At 69.0% G+C, this 18,752-nt stretch carries 11 protein-coding genes; 8 read left to right on the forward strand and 3 right to left on the reverse strand.

What is annotated here, in order from left to right; translation table 11 throughout:
* The first annotated feature begins 229 nt into the window (after nucleotides 1-229).
* From ABT001_RS23230 to ABT001_RS23245, 4 genes are read left to right on the forward strand one after another with little or no spacing between them, the layout of a single operon-like run.
* On the forward strand, nucleotides 230-1,492 hold the full coding sequence (locus tag ABT001_RS23230) for an ABC transporter substrate-binding protein (RefSeq protein ID WP_351280651.1): 1,263 nt from the start codon (nucleotides 230-232) through the stop codon (nucleotides 1,490-1,492).
* 11 nt (nucleotides 1,493-1,503) lie between these two features.
* Entirely contained in the window at nucleotides 1,504-2,475 is a 972-nt protein-coding gene (locus ABT001_RS23235; RefSeq protein ID WP_351280653.1) for a carbohydrate ABC transporter permease, read from the forward strand.
* Between the two features lie 5 nt (nucleotides 2,476-2,480).
* Entirely contained in the window at nucleotides 2,481-3,335 is an 855-nt protein-coding gene (locus ABT001_RS23240; protein WP_351280656.1) for a carbohydrate ABC transporter permease, read from the forward strand.
* Nucleotides 3,336-3,343: 8 nt separating this feature from the next.
* A complete protein-coding gene (locus ABT001_RS23245; protein WP_351280659.1) occupies nucleotides 3,344-4,723 on the forward strand; it encodes a GH1 family beta-glucosidase in 1,380 nt (459 codons plus the stop codon).
* Nucleotides 4,724-4,855: 132 nt separating this feature from the next.
* Here the strand turns inward: ABT001_RS23245 and ABT001_RS23250 are convergent, their stop codons facing one another.
* From ABT001_RS23250 to acnA, 3 genes are all read right to left on the reverse strand, one after another.
* On the reverse strand, nucleotides 4,856-6,085 hold the full coding sequence (locus tag ABT001_RS23250) for an ROK family protein (protein ID WP_351280662.1): 1,230 nt from the start codon (nucleotides 6,083-6,085) through the stop codon (nucleotides 4,856-4,858).
* A 72-nt stretch (nucleotides 6,086-6,157) separates the two neighbouring features.
* The gene (locus ABT001_RS23255; protein ID WP_351280664.1) at nucleotides 6,158-6,574 is read right to left on the reverse strand and encodes a DUF6336 family protein; all 417 of its coding nucleotides are present in this window, start codon (nucleotides 6,572-6,574) and stop codon (nucleotides 6,158-6,160) included.
* A gap of 110 nt (nucleotides 6,575-6,684) precedes the next feature.
* Nucleotides 6,685-9,399: an aconitate hydratase AcnA gene (gene acnA, locus ABT001_RS23260; protein ID WP_351280667.1), complete on the reverse strand. Its 2,715-nt coding sequence runs from the start codon at nucleotides 9,397-9,399 to the stop codon at nucleotides 6,685-6,687.
* A gap of 302 nt (nucleotides 9,400-9,701) precedes the next feature.
* On the opposite strand from acnA, the gene ABT001_RS23265 reads away from it, so the two are divergent.
* From ABT001_RS23265 to ABT001_RS23280, 4 genes are all read left to right on the forward strand, one after another.
* On the forward strand, nucleotides 9,702-10,439 hold the full coding sequence (locus ABT001_RS23265) for a GNAT family N-acetyltransferase (RefSeq protein WP_351280670.1): 738 nt from the start codon (nucleotides 9,702-9,704) through the stop codon (nucleotides 10,437-10,439).
* A complete protein-coding gene (locus ABT001_RS23270) occupies nucleotides 10,436-10,651 on the forward strand; it encodes a DUF4236 domain-containing protein (protein WP_351280838.1) in 216 nt (71 codons plus the stop codon). Before ABT001_RS23265 ends, ABT001_RS23270 begins: the two co-directional genes overlap by 4 nt.
* A 151-nt stretch (nucleotides 10,652-10,802) precedes the next feature.
* Nucleotides 10,803-12,332, forward strand: coding sequence for a helix-turn-helix domain-containing protein (locus tag ABT001_RS23275; protein ID WP_351280673.1), 1,530 nt, complete (start codon nucleotides 10,803-10,805; stop codon nucleotides 12,330-12,332).
* 1,235 nt (nucleotides 12,333-13,567) lie between these two features.
* On the forward strand, nucleotides 13,568-18,733 hold the full coding sequence (locus tag ABT001_RS23280) for a DUF6531 domain-containing protein (protein WP_351280675.1): 5,166 nt from the start codon (nucleotides 13,568-13,570) through the stop codon (nucleotides 18,731-18,733).
* Nucleotides 18,734-18,752: the final 19 nt, after the last annotated feature.

The raw sequence follows: 18,752 nt of genomic DNA on the forward strand, positions 1-18,752 counted from the left end.
CGACGCCACCACCGCCGCCGAACGCTCCATGGCCTTCGAAGCCCTCGACCAGCTCGCCATGGAACACCTCCTCAACGTCCGCTGACCCACCCCCCGGGACGCCCGGCCCACACCGGGCGCCCCGGCGCCTCCCCGCCGTGACACCGCCGGATCCGCGCAGGGGCTTGACACCACCCCGTGGGAGCGTTCCCATGGGCGCCGGCCACCCTCTTACCGCAAGGGCACCACCGTGACAGAACTTTCCCCGGACGGGCGGATCCGACGCCGCAGCCGCCGCACCAGGCGGATCGTCGTCCCCCTCACTGTCGTCTCCGCGATCGTCGCGGGCAGCGTCCTGTCCGGATGCGCCCAGCAGCGTGACGACGACGTCTACACCGTCATGAACTCCTCGACCGACGAGTCGTACCACCGCTGGGACGGGGACACGCTCAAGCGCTGCAGCAAGGAGCTCGGGGTCACCATCGAGCAGCAGAGCGTGCCTGCCGCGCAGCTGATGACCAAGGCGCTGCGCATGGCGTCCTCGAAGTCGCTGCCGGACGTCCTCCAGCTGGACGCCTCCGAGATGCCGACGTTCGCCGAGGCGGACGGGCTGATCCCGCTGAAGGACCTCGGGCTGACCACGAAGGACATCCCCGAGGGGATCGTCGACTTCGGTTCGTTCGACGGGGAGTACTACGGGGCCGCGCGCACGGTGAACACCCTGGCGCTGTTCTACAACAAGGACACCCTCGACAAGGCCGGCCTCGAGGTGCCCACCACCTGGGCCGAGATGCGGTCGACGGCCGAGAAGCTGACCCAGGGCAAGCGGTACGGTCTGGCACTCAGCGCGGGCGGCGCGGAGGACGGCGTCTTCCAGTTCACGCCATTCATGTGGTCCAACGGCGGTGACGAGTCGAAGCTCGACACCCCGGAGGTCGCCGAGGCCCTGGACTACTGGAAGGCCCTCCTGAAGGACGGCTCGCTCTCCAAGTCCACGGTCAACTGGACCCAGGCCGATGTGAACGACCAGTTCATGGCGGGCAACGCGGCCATGATGATCAACGGCCCGTGGCAGGTCGAGACCCTGAACGCGAAGAAGGGGCTCAACTGGGGCATCGCCGAGATCCCCGTCCCCGAGGCGGGCGACGACTCGGTCGGTCCGCTGGGCGGCGGTGTGCTCACCGTGCCCAACACCGGTGACACCGAGCGCGAGAAGACGGCCTCCAAGATCATCGGCTGCATGTCGGGCGAGCAGGAGCAGATCACCTACGCCCTGAACAGCTGGATGGTCCCGGCCAACACGAAGGCCGCCGCCGAGTGGCGTAAGAAGGCCCCGGAGCTGGCGGCCCTGGCCGGACAGGTCTCCACGGCCCGTTCGCGCACCGCGAAGGTCGGCGCCCAGTGGTCGTCCGTGTCGCTGGCCCTGCAGAGCGCCTTCCAGTCCGCGCTCACCGGCGCGTCCAGCGAGGCCGCACTGAAGCGTGCCCAGCAGCAGGTCACGAGCGGGAACTGAGGTAACGAACCATGTCATCCACCACAGCCTCAGCCGCCGCGCCGCCGGCCGACCCGAAGGCCCCCGCGGCCGGTGCGGCCAAGAAGCCCGTGAACCCGCGGAGCGCCAAGCGGCGCAAGTCGCTCGCCCAGTGGGGGTTCATCGCCCCCGCCGTGATCTTCATGGCGCTGTTCTTCGGCTACCCGCTCGTCCGCAACATCGTGATGAGCTTCCAGGACTACTCGCCGTCCACCTTCTTCACCGGCGAGGCCCCGTTCAACGGCTTCGACAACTGGAGCAACGTCTTCAGCGACGGGCTGTTCGGCAAGGCCCTGTGGCAGACGATCCTCTTCACGATCGGATCGCTCGTCGGGCAGTTCTGCATCGGCCTGGCCCTCGCCGTCTTCTTCACCCGCCGCTTCCCGCTGAACGGGATCCTGCGCTCCCTGATCCTGCTGCCGTGGCTCGTCCCGATGGTCGTCTCCGGCATCGTGTGGCGGCGCATCTTCGACCAGGACACCGGTGTCCTCAACTCCTTCCTGGGCACCGTCGGCCTCCCCGGTGACACCCCGTGGCTGACGAGCACCAGCATGGCCCTGGTCTCGGTGATCCTGGTGAACATCTGGATCGGCATCCCCTTCAACATGGTGATCCTCTACGGTGGCCTCCAGGAGGTCCCCAAGGAGCTGAACGAGGCCGCCGCGCTCGACGGCGCGTCCGCCTGGCGTACGTTCCGGTCGGTCACCCTGCCGATGCTCAAGCCCGTCATCACCGTCGTGCTGGTGCTCGGCTTCATGTCCACGGTGAAGATCCTCGACCTGGTCCTCGCCCTCACCGACGGCGGGCCCGCCGACTCCACCCAGACGCTCGGCACGCTCACGTACCAGAACTCCTTCGTCCAGATGGACTTCGGGGCCGGTGCCGTGGTCGGCAACATCCTGATCCTGATCTCCGCCGTCTTCGCGGTGTTCTACCTGCGGGTCAACCGCAACGAGGGGAAGTGACCGGCATGGCGACCACCACCCAGATCCCCGCCGCCCCGGCTCCCGCCCTCCACCGGCCGAAGCGCCGCTGGGGTGCGACCGTCTTCGGCGTCGTCGTCCTCGCGGTGATGCTGTTCCCGCTGTACTGGATGATCAACACCGCGCTGCAGCCGGACGCGAGCCTGGTCGACGTGGGCCCCGTCCCGACAGGCATCGACTTCTCCGGCTTCACCTCCGCCATCACCGAGCAGGGCGGCAACCTGCTGACCTCGCTGGCCGTGGCGCTCGGCGCGGTGGCCATCTGTCTGGCGATCTCCGCTCCGGCGGCGTACGGCCTGGCGCAGTTCAATCTGCGCGGCGGCAAGACGATCGTCTTCGGCACGCTCATCACGCAGATGGTTCCGGGCATCGTCATCGCGAACGCCCTGTACAGCGCGTACGTGGACCTCGGCCTGGTCAACTCCTACTTCGGCCTGATGCTGGCGGACGCCTCCCTGGGCATCCCCTTCGCGATCGTGCTGATGCGCTCGTTCATGGTGTCCATCCCGCGCGAGGTCATCGAGGCCGCAGAGGTCGACGGCGCCGGCCGCATCCGTACGTTCATCCAGGTCGTCCTGCCGATGAGCCGCAACTCGCTGATCACGGCGGGGCTGTTCTCCTTCCTCTACGCGTGGAGCGACTTCATGTTCGCGCTCACGCTGAACACCACGGACGCCGTCAAGCCGATCACGCTGGGCATCTACCAGTACATCGGCGCGCACGTCGGCGACTGGGGTTCCGTGATGGCCGCCTCCGTGCTCTCGGCCGTGCCCGCGGCCGTTCTCCTCGTCCTGTCCCAGAAGTACATCGCCGCCGGGATCACCGGCGGCTCGGTCAAGTAAGGGTTTTCATGAGTGACTTCCCGGTCTTCCCGCCCGGTTTCGTCTTCGGCGCGGCCACGGCCTCGTACCAGATCGAGGGCGCCGTGGATGAAGACGGCCGCGGGCCGTCCATCTGGGACACCTACAGCCACACGCCCGGCAGGACGGACGGCGGCGACACGGGTGACGTGGCCTGCGACCACTACCACCGCTACCCGGAGGACGTGGCCCTGCTGCGCGACCTGGGCGTGGAGTCGTACCGCTTCTCCATCGCCTGGTCCCGGATCCAGGCCACCGGCAGCGGTGCGGTCAACCCGAAGGGGCTGGACTTCTACTCCCGGCTCGTCGACTCGCTCCTGGAGGCGGGCATCGAGCCGGCCGCCACCCTCTACCACTGGGACCTGCCGCAGGCCCTGGAGGACAAGGGCGGCTGGCGGGTGCGCGAGACCGCCGAGCGCTTCGGCGAGTACACCGCGATCATGGCCGAGCACCTCGGCGACCGGGTGCCGCGCTGGATCACCCTCAACGAGCCCTGGTGCAGCGCTTTCCTCGGCTACTCCGTGGGCCGGCACGCGCCGGGCGCCAAGGAGGGCCGTGGGGCGCTGGCCGCCGCTCACCACCTGCTGGTCGGCCACGGCCACGCGATGAACGCGCTGCGCGCGGCGGGCGTCCGCGAGGCGGGCATCACGCTGAACCTGGACCGCAACGTCCCGGCCACGGAGTCGGACGCCGACCTCGCCGCGGTCGTCCGCGCGGACACCCAGCACAACCTGGTGTGGACCGAGCCGCTCCTCGCGGGCCGCTACCCGGCCACCGAGGAGGAGACCTGGGGCGAGCTCATCACCGGCCAGGACTTCCGCCGCGAGGGCGACCTGGAGCTGATCTCCCAGCCGATGGACTTCCTGGGCATCAACTACTACCGGCCGATCGTCGTCGCCGCCGCCCCGCACCGCGAGGCGGACCCGGCGCTGCGGGTGGCCACGGACAACCGGTACGCGGAGGGCAGCTACCCGGACGTCCGCAGGACGGCCATGGGCTGGCCGGTCGTCCCGGAGTCCTTCACCGACCTGCTGACCGTGCTGAAGCAGACGTACGGCGACGCCCTGCCGCCGGTGCACATCACGGAGAACGGCTCGGCGGAGTTCGACAGCGTCGAGGCCGACGGCTCCGTGCACGACGCCGACCGGGTGGAGTACCTGCGCACCCACCTGACCGCGCTCCGGGCGGCGATGGACGCCGGGGTCGACGTGCGCGGCTACTACGTGTGGTCGCTGCTGGACAACTTCGAGTGGGCGCTGGGCTATGCGAAGCGGTTCGGGATCATCCGGGTCGACTACGACACCCTGGAGCGCACCCCGAAGGACAGCTACCGCTGGTATCAGCAGCTGATCGCGGCCCACAAGGCCTGATCGCCTGTTTGCGGACCGGGGGCGTACGCGTGCACCACGACGCGTACGCCCCCGCGTGCGTTCGGGGGACGGGCGAGGCAGCGACACTCGGCGTGCGAACCCTCCGTGCGCCCCGGACGCGGAGCCGGACGGTCACCGCAGGGCGTACGCCCCCGGGTTCTCCAGCACTTCGTGCACGACCCGGGCCGCCGCTCCCCGCGCCGCGTCACCCGAGACGGACGAGGCCCGCAGCCGGCTGCCGTTCTCGTGCCAGCGGCCCGACACCACCCGGGCGGTGAGCTGGGCGTCCGCCGACCTCTCCAGCCAGGGCATGAGGTTGCGGTAGATCCCGCCGAGGACGACGGCCTCGGGGTCGAAGAGGTTCACCGCTCCGGCCAGGACCACGCCCATCCGGTCCCCGGCTTCGCTCAACGCGGTGACGGCCCGCTCCTCCCCCGCCGCGGCCCGCTGCTCCAGCTCCCCTATCCCGCGTACGCCGGTGTCCGGATCGATCCCGGCTGCCCTCAGCAGGGCGGCCCGGCCGGCGTACTGCTCCAGGCAGCCGTGCGCGCCGCACCGGCAGAGCGGTCCCTGCGGGTCGACGACGACGTGCCCGATCTCTCCGGCGAACCCGTGGGCTCCCCGGTGCATCTCACCGTTCACCACGAGCGCGCCGCCCACGCCGATCTCACCGGTGAGATAGAGGAAGGTGCGTACGCCGCCGAGGCCGCCGAACAACAGCTCGGCCAGGGCCGCCAGGTTGGCCTCGTTGTCGGAGCCGACGGCCAGGGCCCGCCCGGCCGGGCGCAGGGTGCTGAGTGCCTGCCCGAAGATGCCCTCGGCGGCGACCCTGCTCCAGCCGAGGTTGGGGGCCTGCCGGACGACACCGCCGGAGACCAGGCCGGGCAGGGCCAACTCCACGCCGACCACACGCAGTTCCTGCTCCGCGGTCGAGGCGATGACCCGGTTGGTGAGCCGGGCGGCGTGCGCCAGGACCTCAGCGGGCGGAATGTTCCGGTGGTCGGTGTGCTCGGTGACCCGGACCCGGTCGGTGCCGGTGAGGTCCACGGCGCACACGGAGACGTAGTCGATGTTGATCTCCACCCCGAGCCCCGCCGGGCCGGTCCGGGAGAGCTTCAGCACGGTGCCGGGGCGCCCGGCACCGCCGCCGGAGGTCTTCCCCGACTCGCTCAGACAGTTCAGCGCGAGCAGCTCCTCGACGAGCGAGGAGACGGCAGCCCTGGTCAGCCCCACGAGGCTCGCCACCCGGGCCCGGGTGACCTCGCCCTCGTCGCGGACGGTCCGCAGGACCAGGCTCAGGTTGTGGCGCCGCACTGACTCGTGTCCGGCCTTGGCGGCCGGCGAGGTGAGGGTGTTCTTCATGAGGCTACGAGCCTAAGCGATGTGCGCCCCCACCAGCGGTGGGAACGCCGGTCAGGACCGGGTTCGGACAGGTCAGGCACCCCACAGCCAGGAGCCTTCGGCGGCCGACGCGACGAGCTCGCCCAGACCGAAGGCCACCGGAACGGGCACCAGCAGGAAGACGCCCGTGCGCACCAGGAACGGCGCGACGACGGAAACCGCGTCGTAGCGGGAGCCGGTGGTGGGGAAGTCGCGCCATCGCAGGACCTCCCCGGAGCCGCACGCCCAGAGGAAGAGCCCGGTCAGCAGGAGGACCGTGCCGGCCAGGAAGCCCAGGAAGGTGGTCGCCTCCAGGAGGTCGACACGGTCGTCGTGTTCCCGGAGGACGAACGCGGCGACGACCGGGCAGGCCGCCGCCCCCAGTCCGTACCCCGCCCCGCGCACCACGACCTCGCCCAGCCGTAGACGCGGTTCGAGCACCCCGTCCTCGCCCCTGCCCACACTGCCCATGGTCGCCCCCCGCTCCACCGTCGACCGTAGCAGCGGGGCAAAGGCGAAGGGCCGCACCCAGGGGTGCGGCCCTCGCTCACTTCGCGGTGCCTCTACTTGCCCTGCTTGCTCTACTTGCGGATCAGGCTGCGGAGCACGTACTGCAGGATGCCGCCGTTGCGGTAGTAGTCCGCCTCACCGGGCGTGTCGATGCGGACGACGCCGTCGAACTCCACGCCGGTGTCGGTGGTGACCTTGACGGTGGTGGGGGTGGTGCCGTTGTTCAGCTCGGTCACGCCGGTGAAGGAGAAGGACTCCTCGCCGGTCAGGCCGAGGGACTCGGCGGTGTGGCCCTCCGGGAACTGGAGCGGGAGGACGCCCATGCCGATGAGGTTCGAGCGGTGGATGCGCTCGTAGGACTCGGCGATGACGGCCTTGACGCCCAGGAGCGCGGTGCCCTTGGCCGCCCAGTCACGGGACGAGCCGGAGCCGTACTCCTTGCCCGCCAGGATGACGAGCGGGGTGCCCGCGGCCTGGTAGTTCTGCGAGGCGTCGTAGATGAACGACACGGGGGCGTCGGCCTGCGTGAAGTCGCGGGTGAAGCCGCCCTCGGTGCCCGGCGCGATCTGGTTGCGCAGGCGGATGTTGGCGAACGTGCCGCGGATCATGACCTCGTGGTTACCACGGCGCGAGCCGTAGGAGTTGAAGTCACGGCGCTCGATGCCGTGCTCCGTGAGGTACTTGCCGGCCGGGGTGTCGGCCTTGATCGCACCGGCCGGGGAGATGTGGTCGGTGGTGACCGAGTCGCCGAGCTTGGCGAGCACCCGGGCGCCGGTGATGTCCTCGACCGGGGTCGTCTCCATCGTCATGCCCTCGAAGTACGGGGGCTTGCGCACGTAGGTGGACTCGGAGTCCCACTCGAAGGTGTTGCCGGTGGGGATCGACAGGGCCTGCCACTGGGCGTCGCCCGCGAAGACGTCCTGGTAGGACTTGTTGAACATGTCCTCGCCGATGGAGTTGGCGACGACATCGTTGACCTCGGCCTCGGAGGGCCAGATGTCCTGGAGGAAGACGGGCTTGCCGTCCTGGTCGACGCCGAGGGCGTCCTTGGTGATGTCGACCTTCATCGAACCGGCGATGGCGTACGCGACGACCAGCGGCGGGGACGCCAGGTAGTTCATCTTGACGTCGGGGTTGATCCGGCCCTCGAAGTTACGGTTGCCGGAGAGCACCGAGGTGACGGCCAGGTCGTGGTCGTTGACCGCCTTGGAGACCTCTTCCGGCAGCGGGCCGGAGTTGCCGATGCAGGTGGTGCAGCCGTAGCCGACGAGGTTGAAGCCGACCTTGTCGAGGTAGGGGGTCAGGCCCGCCTTGTCGAAGTAGTCGGTGACGACCTTGGAGCCCGGGGCGAGGGTGGTCTTGACCCACGGCTTGCGGGTCAGGCCCCTCTCGACCGCCTTCTTCGCCACGAGCGCCGCGGCGACCATGACGTACGGGTTCGAGGTGTTGGTGCAGGAGGTGATCGCGGCGACGGTGACGGCGCCGTGGTCGAGCTCGTACGTCGTGCCGTCGGGGGCGGTCACGGTGACCGGGTTCGACGGGACGCCGTTGGCGGCGGCCGGGGAGTCGGAGGCCGGGAAGGACTCCTTGCCCGCCTCCTCGTCGTCGGCGACGTAGTTGCGTACGTCCTGGGCGAACTGCGCCTTGGCGTTCGCGAGGACGATGCGGTCCTGCGGGCGCTTCGGGCCGGCGATGGAGGGGACGACCGTGGAGAGGTCGAGCTCCAGCTTCTCGGAGAAGTCCGGCTCGGCGGCCGGGTCGAGCCAGAGGCCCTGCTCCTTGGCGTACGCCTCGACGAGCGCGACCTGCTGGGCGTCGCGGCCGGTCAGGCGGAGGTACTTCAGCGTCTCGTCGTCGATCGGGAAGATCGCGGCGGTGGAGCCGAACTCCGGCGACATGTTGCCGATGGTGGCGCGGTTCGCGAGGGAGGTGGCGGCGACGCCCTCACCGTAGAACTCGACGAACTTGCCGACGACGCCGTGCTTGCGGAGCATCTCGGTGATGGTCAGCACGAGGTCGGTGGCGGTGGTGCCGGCCGGGAGCTCGCCGGTCAGCTTGAAGCCGACGACGCGCGGGATGAGCATGGAGACCGGCTGGCCGAGCATCGCGGCCTCGGCCTCGATGCCGCCGACGCCCCAGCCCAGCACGCCGAGGCCGTTGACCATGGTGGTGTGCGAGTCGGTGCCGACGAGGGTGTCGGGGTACGCCTGGCCGTTACGGACCATGACGGTGCGGGCCAGGTGCTCGATGTTGACCTGGTGGACGATGCCGGTGCCCGGGGGGACGACCTTGAACTCGTCGAAGGCGGTCTGGCCCCAGCGCAGGAACTGGTAGCGCTCCTTGTTGCGGCCGTACTCCAGCTCGACGTTCTGCGCGAACGCGTCGTTGGTGCCGAACTTGTCGGCGATGACGGAGTGGTCGATGACCAGCTCGGCCGGGGCCAGCGGGTTGATCTTCGTGGCGTCGCCGCCGAGCTCCTTGACGGCCTCACGCATGGTGGCGAGGTCCACGACACAGGGGACGCCCGTGAAGTCCTGCATGATCACGCGAGCCGGCGTGAACTGGATCTCCTGGCTGGGCTGGGCCTGGGAGTTCCATCCGCCCAGCGCCCGGATGTGGTCGGCGGTGATGTTCGCGCCGTCCTCGGTTCGGAGCAGGTTCTCCAGCAGCACCTTCAGGCTGTAAGGGAGGCGCGCGGAGCCCTCGACCTTGTCCAGCTTGAAGATCTCGTACGACTCGTCGCCCACGCGCAGCGTGCTGCGGGCGTCGAAGCTGTTCGCCGACACGACAGTCTCCTTCTTCAATGTGCGCGTTCAACCGCGCCGCGCCTCATGTGCGGCCGGCGCCGCCTGCGGCCCCCACCATCCGCTAAGGTAAGGATTAGTTAGGTAACCCTTACCGAGCGGCGGCTGCGGTGCGCCTCGGCAGATATCTCGATGTCGAGATAACTCTAGTACATCACCGCCGCGCGGTCATGCCCGGGCGCCCGTGTTCCTGTGCCGCACGACGACGGCGCATGACCGCGACCCGCCCCCGGCGTGCCCGGGACAGCACAGATCGATGACGACCACCCGCCCGGGAAGGCGCCGTGCACTTCACCGACACCACCGAGGCCGTACGGGCGTGGGTCCACGGCTGGGCCCTCTCGCGAGGAGCAGCCGAACCGGACTCCGCGCCCTGGGGCTTCACCGTGCACATCGGCCTCCCCGGACACGTCATGAGCCACGTCCTGCCCACCGCCGACGCGGCGACCGTGCGGGAGATCACGGGAAGCGCCACCGGGTCCGGCGTCTGGCTGAAGGCCTTCGTGCGGGCGGAGTCGCTCGCGTCCTGGATCGCGCCCGGCTGGACCCTCCCCGGCGAACCCGGCCACCTGATGTCCACCCCGCTCCACCCCACGCGCGCCCTGGTGACCCCACTCCCCGACGACTACCGGCTCCGCACCTGGACCCGCGACGGCGTCACCCACGCCCGGGTGAGCGGCGCCGACGGCACCCCTGCCGCACGCGGCCAGACGGCCGTCACCGGCGCCACCGCCGTCGTCGACCGGGTGAGGACCCACCCCGCCCACCGGCGCCGCGGTCTCGGCCGTCTGATCATGCGTACGCTCACCGACGCGGCCGCCGACAGGGCGCGACAGTCGGCCTGCTGGCCTCGACGGCGGAGGGGCGGGCCCTGTACGAGGCCACGGGATGGGTCGTGTCGGCCCCCCTCGCCAACGCCCTGCGGGGGCCGGTCCCGGCGCCACGCGGCGATCTCACCCGCGGCAGTGCGGGTGTACGCCTGCACGCATGACCCGGCCTCTTCGGGATACGCGTACCCCTGACAGAGGAGGCACAGACGCCGCTCACCTTCCGCAAGAGCTTCCGGATCCTTCCGGGCGTCCGGTTGAACATCAACCGCCGTTCATGGTCCGTCACGACCGGCGGACCGCGCGGCCCGAAGCGCACCACGAGCAGCACGGGCCGGCGCACGACGTCGATGGACCTGCCGGGCCCCTTCGGCTGGCGCAGGACGACGCGTCGCCGTCGCGGCTGACCTCACCCGTTCGGCGGAACTCCGCACGCCGGGCCGTCGGGCACGCCTGACCCTTCAGACAGGGCCCACCTACGGCCGGGCACCCGAAACGTCACCCGAACCCCACACCCCCGGCTCGTTGTTCATCTCATATCTGAGATAGCTTTCACGCATGGAAGACGACTACCTCGCCCGCATCGGCAAGCTCATCCGTGACGCCCGTCAGCATCGTGGCTGGACACAGAGCCAGCTCGCCGAGGCGCTCGCCACGAGTCAGAGCGCCGTCAATCGCATCGAGCGCGGCAACCAGAACATCAGCCTTGAGATGATCGCCCGCATCGGCGAAGCGCTCGACAGCGAGATCGTATCGCTCGGCTACGCCGGACCCATGCATCTGCGTGTGGTCGGCGGCCGTCGGCTCTCGGGCTCCATCGACGTCAAGACGAGCAAGAACGCCTGCGTGGCCCTGCTCTGCGGCTCGCTGCTCAACAAGGGCCGCACGGTGCTGCGCCGGGTGGCCCGCATCGAGGAGGTCTTCCGGCTCCTGGAGGTCCTCAACTCCATCGGCGTGCGCACCCGTTGGATCAACGAGGGTGTCGACCTCGAGATCCTGCCGCCCGACCGGCTCGAGCTGGAGGCCATCGACGCGGACGCCGCCCGCCGGACCCGCTCCATCATCATGTTCCTCGGCCCGCTGCTGCACCGCACGGACCGCTTCACGCTGCCGTACGCCGGCGGCTGCGACCTCGGCACGCGCACGATCGAGCCGCACATGATCGCGCTGCGCCGCTTCGGCCTGGAGATCGCGGCGACCGACGGGCTCTATCATGCCCAGGTCGACCACGAGGTGCGGCCGGACCGCCCCATCGTCCTGACCGAGCGCGGCGACACGGTGACCGAGAACGCCCTGCTGGCCGCGGCCCGGCACGACGGCACGACGGTCATCCGTAACGCGTCCTCCAACTACATGGTCCAGGACCTGTGCTTCTTCCTGGAGGCGCTCGGCGTGCGCGTCGACGGCGTCGGGACGACGACCCTCACGGTGCACGGGGTGCCGGAGATCGACGTGGACGTCGACTACTCCCCCTCCGAGGACCCGGTCGAGGCGATGAGCCTGCTGGCCGCCGCAGTGGTGACGGAGTCCGAACTGACGATCCGACGCGTCCCGATCGAGTTCCTGGAGATCGAGCTCGCGGTCCTGGAGGAGATGGGTGTCGACTGCGACCGCACGTCGGAGTACCCCGCCGACAACGGCCGTACCCGGCTGGTGGACCTGACGGTCCGCCCCTCCAAGCTGGAGGCACCCATCGACAAGATCCACCCGATGCCCTTCCCCGGGCTGAACATCGACAACGTGCCGTTCTTCGCGGCCATCGCTGCCGCCGCGCACGGCAAGACCCTGATCCACGACTGGGTCTACGACAACCGCGCGATCTACCTCACCGACCTCAACCGCCTCGGCGGCAGGCTCCAGCTCCTCGACCCGCACCGCGTCCTGGTCGAGGGCCCCACCCGCTGGCGCGCCGCCGAGATGATGTGCCCGCCGGCGTTGCGTCCCGCAGTGGTGGTACTGCTCGCGATGATGGCGGCCGAGGGCACGTCGGTCCTGCGGAACGTGTACGTGATCAACCGGGGGTACGAGGAGCTGGCGGAGCGGCTGAACTCGGTGGGGGCGCAGATCGAGATCTTCCGGGACATCTGAAAGCCTGCAAAAATGGCACCGCCACACCCCTTCTGACCTGCACAAATGCGAGTCGAGGCGGGGTGTGACGGAGTCCCTGGGACTTTTCTGGGACTTTGAACCAGGAGCGATGGCCTCCGCGCACCGGGCTCTTCACGCGATGAGCCATCGCAAACATGTCGGCCTGAGCGCTTGATGGAAAAGCCCAGGTCAGAGTCCATTTCTCAGCTCGCCGTCCTACGTGTGGCTACCTGGAGCGTCGACACCGACAGCCGGCGAACAGGCTGCCAAAGCCATGTCACCCATCGGGTCCGCCCCCGTCGGCTCCGGACGCCAGCTCATCTGTCATGCCCCGCCATCTGTCCGGACAACGTCATGGGCCATGCCCGCCGGCCGACGACACTCCGCACCCGCGCGGAGGAACTTCTCTGGCACGGACGCCAACGACTTCGCGCCGTACCGGGAGAACCCCATTCCCGGCCCGGCCTCCGCCTGGGCGAGGTTACGACGCGATGGTGGGTGACCGCGGAAAGCAGGCGCCTGTGGGTAGCGGCCAGATAGGCCGACCCCTTCAGCGCCTGCCGTCAAAGGCCATGGTTCGGTGCGGTCCGGCCCTGTCCTCGGCCGCCTCCCGCCGGGCCGCGAGGTAGGCGCCGACCCTCGGTCGAGGGCGTCACCGACGACAGTGGCCAGCACCCGGCCGATCATGGTCCGCGAAGCCAACAGCGCCACTGAAGGCTCCACTCCCGCACGTCGACAGCAAGCAAGGTCCGCGAACGAGGCGCACCTTCACTCCCCCACAGTCGCCACAATCACGCTGGCCTCCAAACAGAAACCAAGGCTTGGCCGACTGCCCTCCGGGTGTTCAACTACCGCCTCCAGGGCAGGGCGGCGTGTTCACGCCAATCGCCCATCCCGAGGCGACTGGCCGACCGCGCGACCAGGGGACACTCCGGGCACCGTTCGGCGCGACACGTCTGGATCCAGCCCCATCCGCCGCCGTGCGTTAGTTCGATCCACTTTTGGATCAAGCATCACCCAGACTCTTTTCACGACTTACTCACGGGTGATGCACTGTGCGCACACAAGCGCGAAGACTCCTCACGACACTCCTGGCTCTGGCTCTCCTGGCTGTCGCAGGGGTCATCCCCTCCTGGGCATCTCCCGGAGGCCAACAGACCTCCATACCCCCATCGGCTGCCATACGGACGGCCGCGGCGAGAACCGCTTCGGACCTCCCGAAGCCGCCCAAGGCCATGACGCTGGCCGAGAGACGCCAGCAGGTGAAGCGGGACCGGGGCGAGCTGTCGCCCATGCACAACTACATCGCCCCGCGCGCAGAAAAGCCGTCCGGCACACCGCACCCCCGCCCCACCGAACCAGCCGACCGAGGCCCGGCCGCAAACAGATCGGCAACTCCGTTCGGCACACAGGCAACAGGGAATCCCCCATGGGTCAGCGCGTACGCCACTGCTTACCCGGCGATGTTGTCGATCGGCGGGCAACTGCAGCTACCAACGGGCACGACGGCTTCCTCGGTATCCGGGATGTGGCTCTACGTCCGCGACGAGGCCGGGAACTTCGTCCTCCAGCAGGAGATCAAGCGCTCCACAGGTGACCCTTCGGGCCGCTACCTCGACAACGGTGCCTGGTGCTACGGATGGTGGTCGGGCAACTCCTACCCCGCCGACCAGTGCTTCTGGTGGAGCGGCAGCACGCTCGGGGGGCATCTCGAGGACGGCAAGAAGTACTACGCCTGGATCTTCCTCACCGGCACGGACGGGTCGTCGAGTCCGGGCGGAACCACCTCTCCCCTGGTGGAAGCCTTCTACACGCCCGACATTCCCGGAGCGCAGGCGGGCATCTGCACCTGCTACGCCCAAGCCCACCGTGCCGACCCGGTCAACACGGCGACCGGCATGTTCTTCGAACAGCTCACCGACGCCTCCCTGGTCGGCCCAGGTGTGCCCCTCGCCCTGGAACGCACCTACCGTTCCGACTCGACCGCAGCGGGCCTGCTGGGAGGCGGCTGGGCGACACCGTTCGACTCGAAGCTCACGGTTGCGACGGGAAAGGTCACCTACCGGGCGGACGACGGGGCGTCGTTCGTGTTCACGCAGAACGGCGACGGGACGTACAAAGCCCCGGCCGGGTCGGCAGCCAAGCTGGTCAAAGGCACTAGCGACTACATGCTGACCACGCCCGACCACACCAAGCGGACCTTCACCAGCGGTGGTCAGCTCGTTTCCGTCGTGGACAAGGCAGGGAAGGGGCTGAACCTGACGTACGTGTCCGGCAAGCTCGCCTCCGTCAAGGACGCCGCCGGACGCACGACGACCCTCACGGTCGGCGCGGACGGGCTGCTGACCAAGGTGGCCCTGCCGGACACGACCTCGGTGTCCTACGGCTACACCGGTGGTCTGCTGACCTCGGTGACCGACCCCGCCGGAAAGACCTCTTCCTACACGTATGACGCGAACGAGCGGCTGTCGTCCTACACCGACCCCGCAGGCGGCAAGGTCAGCAACACCTACGACACCGCAGGCCGGATCACTTCCCAGACCGACCAGAACACCAAGACGACCACCTTCACCTGGGACGGCCGTCGCGAGTCGCACACCACGGCGCCCGACGGCGGCGTGTGGACCGACGTGTACTCCGGCAACGTCCTCATGTCGACCATCGACCCGTACGGCAAGAGCATCACCTACGACTACGACCGCAATCTGCGGCCCGTGGGCATCACCGACCAACGCGGCCACACCACGTCGATGACGTACGACAGCGCCGGCCGGATGCTGACGCGCAGTTCGCCCTCAGGGCTCGGCTACAAGGAGATCTGGACGTACGACGCGTCGGGCAACATCACCAGCCACACCGACGGCCGCAGCAACAAGACCACGTACGCGTACAACACGTCCAACCAGCTGACGACAACCACCGACCCGCTCGGCGGCACCACCGTCTACACGTACACGACGCTCGGCGCCATCCAGACCGTAAAGACGCCACGGGGCAAGGTCACCACCTACGGCTACGACACGGCCGGGAACCGCACGTCGGTGACCACGCCCCTGGGTGAGAAGGCGACGTTCACCTACGACGCGGCCGGGCGGATCCTGACCAAGACGGACCCGCGCGGCAACGTCACCGGCGCTGACCCCGCCGCCTTCACGACGACGTACGCCTACGACGGGCGAGGTCTACTCAGCTCGGCCACCGACCCACTGGGCCGTACCACGGCCTACACGTACAACGGCGCGGAGCAGCTCCTCACCGCGAAGAACCCTGAGGGCGACACCACGGCATTCGCCTACGACGATGTCGGGCACCTGACGCGAACGACAGACCCGGCGGGCAAGTTCGTCACCCGCACCTACAGCGCCGCCGGACACCTCGCCTCCGAGACGGACGCCGCCGGCAACAAGACCACCTACACCTACGACAAGGTGGGCCGCCTGCTCACCAGCGTCTCCCCGCGCGGCAACGCCACAGGCAACGACCCGGCCGCCCACACCACCAACTACGCCTACGACGCCACAGGCAACAGCACCAAGGTCACCGGCCCCACCGGCGCGTTCACCACCACGACCTACGACGCGATCAACCGGCCGCTGGTGAACACCAACCAGCTGGGCCACACCACCGCCTACACGTACGACGCCAACGACAACGTCACCAAGGTCACCGACGCCGCAGGCAAGACCACCCTTTCGGTCTACGACAAGAACAATCGGCTGACCAGCAGCACCAACCAGCTGAGCAAGACCAGCACCTACACCTACGACGCCGACGGGAACCTGCTCAGCAGCACCTCGCCCCTGGGCAACAAGGAAAGCTGGACCTACGACGACGACGGCCGCCAGGCCACCGCCGTCGACCCGCGAGGCAACGTCACCGGCGCCTCCCCCGCCCAGTACACCACCACCTACGACTACGACCCGTCGGGCAACCCGACCACCGTCACCGACCCCCTCGGCAACGTGACCAGAACCGAGTACGACGCCGCGGGCAACGTCACCCGAAGCACGGACGCCGACCAGCGCGCCACCACCTACAGCTACAACAAGCTCGACCAACTGACCACCGTCACCGCCCCCGGCGGCGCGGCCACCACCTACGGCTACGACGCGGTCGGCAATATGACCGGTCGCACCGACGCCAACAACCACGTCACCACCTACGGTCATGACGCCGCGCACCGCCTGACGTCGGTCACCGACCCCCTGGACAGGGCGACGACGTACGCGTACGACGCGGACAGCAATCCGGTAAAGGTGACGACGCCCCGCGGCTCAACCACCCGGACGTATGACGTCCGCGGCCTGGTCACCAAGATCGACTACTCGGACTCCACGCCGGACGTCACCCTCGGCTACGACGACGCCGGGCAGATGACCGCCCGCGCCAACGCGAAGATCTCCGAGGACTTCGTCTACAACGCGGTCGGCGACCTCACCAAGACCCGCGGTTTCGCCTACACCTACGACGCCGCCGGGCAGATGCTCACCCGCAAGTACTCCGACGGCAACACCGTCGGCTACACCTACGACAACGACGGCCGCACCGCCACGATGACGGCCGACGGCGCCACCACCACCTACACCTCCGACGCGGCGGGCAACCTCACCAAGACGGCACTGCCCAACACGGAGACCGAGGAACGCACCTACGACCGGGCGGGCCGCGTCACCGCCGTCACCTCCGCCAAGGCGGGCACGACAGTCACCAAGACCGCCCTGACCCTCTCGGCGGCCGGCCTGCCCACCCGCGTCGACGTCACGCGGGCCGGAGTCGGCACCGGCGGCTACGACCAGACCTACGACACCGCGGGCCGCATCACCGCCGGCTGCTACCCCCAGCCCTGGGTCACCGGCTGCGCCGCGACCCGCACCACGTCCTACACCTATGACAAGGTCGGCAACCGTCTGACCTCCACCCTCGGCGCCACGTCCACCAGCTACGCCTACGATGCTGCCGACCAGCTCACCTCCACCACCGCCGGGGCCACCACCACCGCGTACGAGTACGACGCGGAAGGCAACCAGACAAAGGCCGGCGCCGACACCTTCATCTACGACCTGGCCGGACAGATCTCCGCCGCCACCGTCGCAGGTGCCAACTACGCCTACGACCATGACGCCAGCGGCAACCAGGTCGCCACGCTCAAGGACGGCGCGGTCACCAGCCGGACCCAGTGGGACCCCAACGCACCCCTGCCGATCCTCGCTACCGAGTACGACAGCGCCTGGACTGTCAAGCAGTCGTACCGCTACGACCCCCTCGGCCAGCCCGCAGCCACCAAGACCGGCGCGGGTGCGGTGTTCTACTACCACCACGACACCCAGGGCTCCCCGCTCGACGTCACCAGTAGCACCGGCACCCTCCACCAGCGCTGGGCCTACGACCCATACGGCACCCGCGTCCTGGGCACCGTCACCGGAGGCGCCCCCGCGAGCACGCCCACCTACACCGGCGCCCGCTACGAGGCCACCACCGGCAACATCGACCTCCACGCCCGCCAGTACAACCCCGCCACCGGCCGCTTCACCAGCACCGACCCAGCTGCGCGCAGTGCCTCGACTCCCCGCGTGTCCCCGTACGCCTACGCCGACAACAAGCCCACCCTGCTCACCGACCCCAGCGGCCGGACCCCCGAAGACCCGAACGACAGCGTCGACGGCATCGGCGACGTGCTGGGCATCTTCGGTGACGCCTTCGTCGACGTCGTCAAGTCACCGTTCGTGTTCCTCGGTGACGCGCAGGACGCCTTCACCGGCGAGAACGGCGGCGCCGGCGCCTTCCTCGACAAGTACCTCCCCGTACGCCCCGCCTACCGCCTCTACCGCGCCGAATACATGCTCCGCCAACAAGGCTGCGACGCACTCGCCGACCTCTACGCCGAAGCAGCCGAAGAGCTGACCCAACAGCTCGCCGTCACGGGACTCGGAGGACTGACCGGGTGGCGCAAGGCGGCGGCATCGCCTCGTGGTGCGGCTGGAGCCACCGTGATGGGGGTTCCACCTGCCTCGTCGTTCACCTGGGCCGGCGGAAGCGTCCGCTACACAAGGACCGCCACGGCAATCGGAGACGATACGAACACGATTCAGAATCTGCTGCGGTCCAAGGGCGACTACGGGCACGACGTCATTGTGCACGGCAACGAACAGGGAGAATTCATCGTTGACGGCAAGATAACCCACCCGCAGCAGATCGCCGAACTGGTCAGAGAAAATCCGCATTACAACGGAGGCCCCATTCAGTTGGTCACCTGTCACGGCGCTTGCAAGGCGGCCGGTGAACTCTCCAAGGCTCTGGGTGGCGTGGAAGTGAGAAACGCGAGCGGTCATCAGGTAGATCTCCACCCTCGGACCGGAAAGGTTCGCGAGTGGCCTGAGGGGAGCCAGGGCGACCCGAGGTAGAATTCTCCGAAAACAGCTC

The sequence above is a fragment of the Streptomyces sp. NPDC002793 genome (assembly GCF_040295485.1).
In the GTDB taxonomy this organism is placed as follows: Bacteria; Actinomycetota; Actinomycetes; order Streptomycetales; family Streptomycetaceae; genus Streptomyces.

Bases quoted from the DNA above. Each gene is read 5' to 3' on its own strand.
- ABT001_RS23235 (WP_351280653.1), top strand. From the start codon at position 1,504: ATGTCATCCACCACAGCCTCAGCCGCCGCGCCGCCGGCCGACCCGAAG.
- ABT001_RS23240 (WP_351280656.1), top strand. From the start codon at position 2,481: ATGGCGACCACCACCCAGATCCCCGCCGCCCCGGCTCCCGCCCTCCAC.
- ABT001_RS23245 (WP_351280659.1), top strand. From the start codon at position 3,344: ATGAGTGACTTCCCGGTCTTCCCGCCCGGTTTCGTCTTCGGCGCGGCC.
- ABT001_RS23250 (WP_351280662.1), bottom strand. From the start codon at position 6,085: ATGAAGAACACCCTCACCTCGCCGGCCGCCAAGGCCGGACACGAGTCA.
- ABT001_RS23255 (WP_351280664.1), bottom strand. From the start codon at position 6,574: ATGGGCAGTGTGGGCAGGGGCGAGGACGGGGTGCTCGAACCGCGTCTA.
- ABT001_RS23275 (WP_351280673.1), top strand. From the start codon at position 10,803: ATGGAAGACGACTACCTCGCCCGCATCGGCAAGCTCATCCGTGACGCC.
- ABT001_RS23280 (WP_351280675.1), top strand. From the start codon at position 13,568: ATGACGCTGGCCGAGAGACGCCAGCAGGTGAAGCGGGACCGGGGCGAG.